The organism is Enterovibrio nigricans DSM 22720 (assembly GCF_900167155.1).
Taxonomy (GTDB): domain Bacteria; phylum Pseudomonadota; class Gammaproteobacteria; order Enterobacterales; family Vibrionaceae; genus Enterovibrio; species Enterovibrio nigricans.
On sequence record NZ_FUXU01000185.1, the window covers coordinates 1 to 2,539 of the forward strand.

The 2,539-nt window shown below is 45.3% G+C and carries 3 protein-coding genes; 2 read left to right on the forward strand and 1 reads right to left on the reverse strand.

Annotation, left to right across the window (positions count from 1 at the left end):
• The coding region (locus B5D35_RS24665; protein ID WP_212567568.1) for a hypothetical protein at positions 1-195 on the forward strand (195 nt) is incomplete at its 5' end.
• A gap of 42 nt (positions 196-237) precedes the next feature.
• Here the strand turns inward: B5D35_RS24665 and B5D35_RS23365 are convergent.
• Positions 238-1,128 (reverse strand): LysR family transcriptional regulator, encoded by an 891-nt coding sequence (locus tag B5D35_RS23365; protein WP_078754793.1) that lies wholly within the window; start codon positions 1,126-1,128, stop codon positions 238-240.
• Between the two features lie 126 nt (positions 1,129-1,254).
• Here B5D35_RS23365 and B5D35_RS23370 point away from each other — a divergent pair, with 126 nt between their 5' ends.
• Positions 1,255-2,184 (forward strand): NADP-dependent oxidoreductase, encoded by a 930-nt coding sequence (locus tag B5D35_RS23370; RefSeq protein ID WP_078754794.1) that lies wholly within the window; start codon positions 1,255-1,257, stop codon positions 2,182-2,184.
• The last annotated feature ends 355 nt before the right edge of the window (positions 2,185-2,539 follow it).

Consider the following 2,539-nt stretch of genomic DNA (forward strand, 5'->3'; position numbering starts at 1 on the left):
ATCGTAGCTTCTAGATTTAGTTCCATCGATTTAAGCAACAAAGCCCTTTTCTTCCTGTATTACCGTTCAAATTTCACTGGCACGTTTTGGGTGTCCAAAAACCTACAAGAAAAAGGTAACACACTGTTTATGCGAGAGAACCTCGTATTGGTGAAATCTATAATTGACGAAAAGATCTGCGAATTTACGCGATAATGATCTGCGTCTAGCCTCTTTGGTTGTCGCAAGGAACGGTAATTAATACTCCCCCATGTGCCGTTGAAACCATTCTTGGAAAAAGGCGATAAATTTATGCGTTTTGGCGGGTGTAAATGCGCGTTCAGGATAAACAGCACTGATATCGATGCTTGATGGATGGCAATGTGGAAGCAAGGTTACTAAGTCGGGATTCGCTCTTTTGAAGTAAGCAGGTAAGAAGGCAATTCCCTCTCCCGTTTCAACCATCTGGCGCACAAAGTAGGTGCTATTCACGCGCACTTTCTTGGGTATAGCCACTTTCTCTATCCCATTGTCGTGTTGGAAAGTGAAGACGGAATTTTTCACGTAAGTATGCCCAATAAACCTATGCGTAACGAGATCGGACGGATGCATAGGTTCACCATATTTTTCTATGTAATCTCTAGACGCCAATAAGTGCGTTGTCATCTGTCCGATATTTTTTCGAATAAGTGACGAATCAGGCATTTGCGTGCTTGCTCGAATACAAAGATCAAACCCCTCTTCCACCAAATCAACGATACGATCGTCGATAAGAATATCCAAGTCCACGTCGGGATAAAGCTGCATAAATTCGGTGCAACACGCTGCCGTATTTTTCTCACCAAGAATACTCGAAAAACTAATTCTCAATCGACCTGACGGTGCGCCTTTCAGTTCGGTTAAGTTAGCTTCAGCAACAGAAACGTGCTCAAGGATTTGCTGACACTGCACAAGGTACTGTTCTCCTGCTTGCGTCAAGCTGATTGAGCGAGTTGTGCGTTGAAGAAGACGCACTCCGAGTACACTTTCCAAATAGGCCATTTGCTTACTGATATAAGACGGCGACACGCCAAAATCTGCTGCAGTTCTGGAAAAATTCCCAGCTTCGGTGACACGAACAAAGGTACGCATCGCTTCAAGCTTATCCATTCATCTGTTCCAATTTGGAATAATTATTTCCACATTATCCCTATTTTTAATCTTATTTGGAAAAAATATAGTTACCCCATCGAAACGATAACAGCGCATCCACAGATAATGAGGAAGGATAACAATATGAAAGCACTGCGAATTACAGATTATGGCCACCTTTCAATAGAATCAGTGAGCCGTCCTGCGCCAAGTGAAAACGAAGTCTTGGTAAAAGTTGCCACTGCAGGTATTAACCCTGTTGATTGGAAGATCGCTAACGGTGATTTATCAGTGCTTGTGAACCAATCACTACCTTTAACGCTAGGGTGGGATCTTGCTGGCGATATTGTCGAGCTGGGCGAAGGGGTAACAACTTTCAACGCCGGGGAGCGTGTATTTGCAATGCCCGTCATTGGCTACGACGGTGCCTTTGCTGAATATTGTATTGTTAACGTAAACGGTTTGGCCAAAGCACCACAATCGGTGGACTTGGTCGAAGCTGCCGCATACCCCTTGGTAAGCTTAACGAGTTGGCAAGCAATGTTTGTTGCAGGTCAGCTTGAAGCGGGCCAACGTGTACTTATCCATGCTGGTGCAGGTGGTGTTGGGCATATTGCCATCCAATTGGCAAAAGCCAAGGGCGCAAAAGTCATCACAACGACATCCGCAGTGAATAGAGATTTTGTCGCTCACCTCGGCGCAGATGAAATCATTGACTATCGCGAAGAAGATTTCGAAACCGTGCTCGCTAACGCGAAAGTGGACCTCGTGTTTGATACGTTAGGAGGTGATACGCAGCTTAAATCGCTTAATGTACTAAAGCGCGGCGGCAAACTCGTGTCGATCACCGGTGTGACTGGCGAAACTGAAGCGAAAGCTAAAACGTTAGGCGTATCGGCGGAGTTTGTATTTGTTCAAGCGAACGGTGAACAATTGCGTCATATTGCCGAGATGGTGGACGCAGGTGAATTGGCCGTGACTGTTGCACAAACCTTCAGCCTTGATGACGTTACCACTGCTTTTGATATCAGTGCTCAAGGTCGTGTACGCGGCAAGCTAGTCATGAAAATCTAACTATACGCCACGACAAGAAAGGACGCCCTAGGGGGCGTCCTAATTGAACTTACGGTAATGTAAACATTTGGCTGAATCGTAGTTGGTAAGATCGGGAAACAAGTTCGCAATGATTAACGGAAAGAACATTAGAGTGCCCGTCCCTTTTATTTCAATTCTGCTACACAGGAGCAGATAGGATCACGTTACGGCTGAGAGCCGGGGGAGATTGGCTGCCCTATCGGTTAACGTAACTGTCTAGCTCGATCTTTGGCTTTGTCTAGCCAACGTTGTCTCGTGGCGATACTTGAATTAGCGACTGGTCCAAAGTGGCTTTGTTGCTTAAATCGATGGAACTAAATCTAGAAGCTACGAT

Coding starts and splice junctions, on each gene's coding strand:
- B5D35_RS23365 (WP_078754793.1), bottom strand. CDS start 1,128: ATGGATAAGCTTGAAGCGATGCGTACCTTTGTTCGTGTCACCGAAGCT.
- B5D35_RS23370 (WP_078754794.1), top strand. CDS start 1,255: ATGAAAGCACTGCGAATTACAGATTATGGCCACCTTTCAATAGAATCA.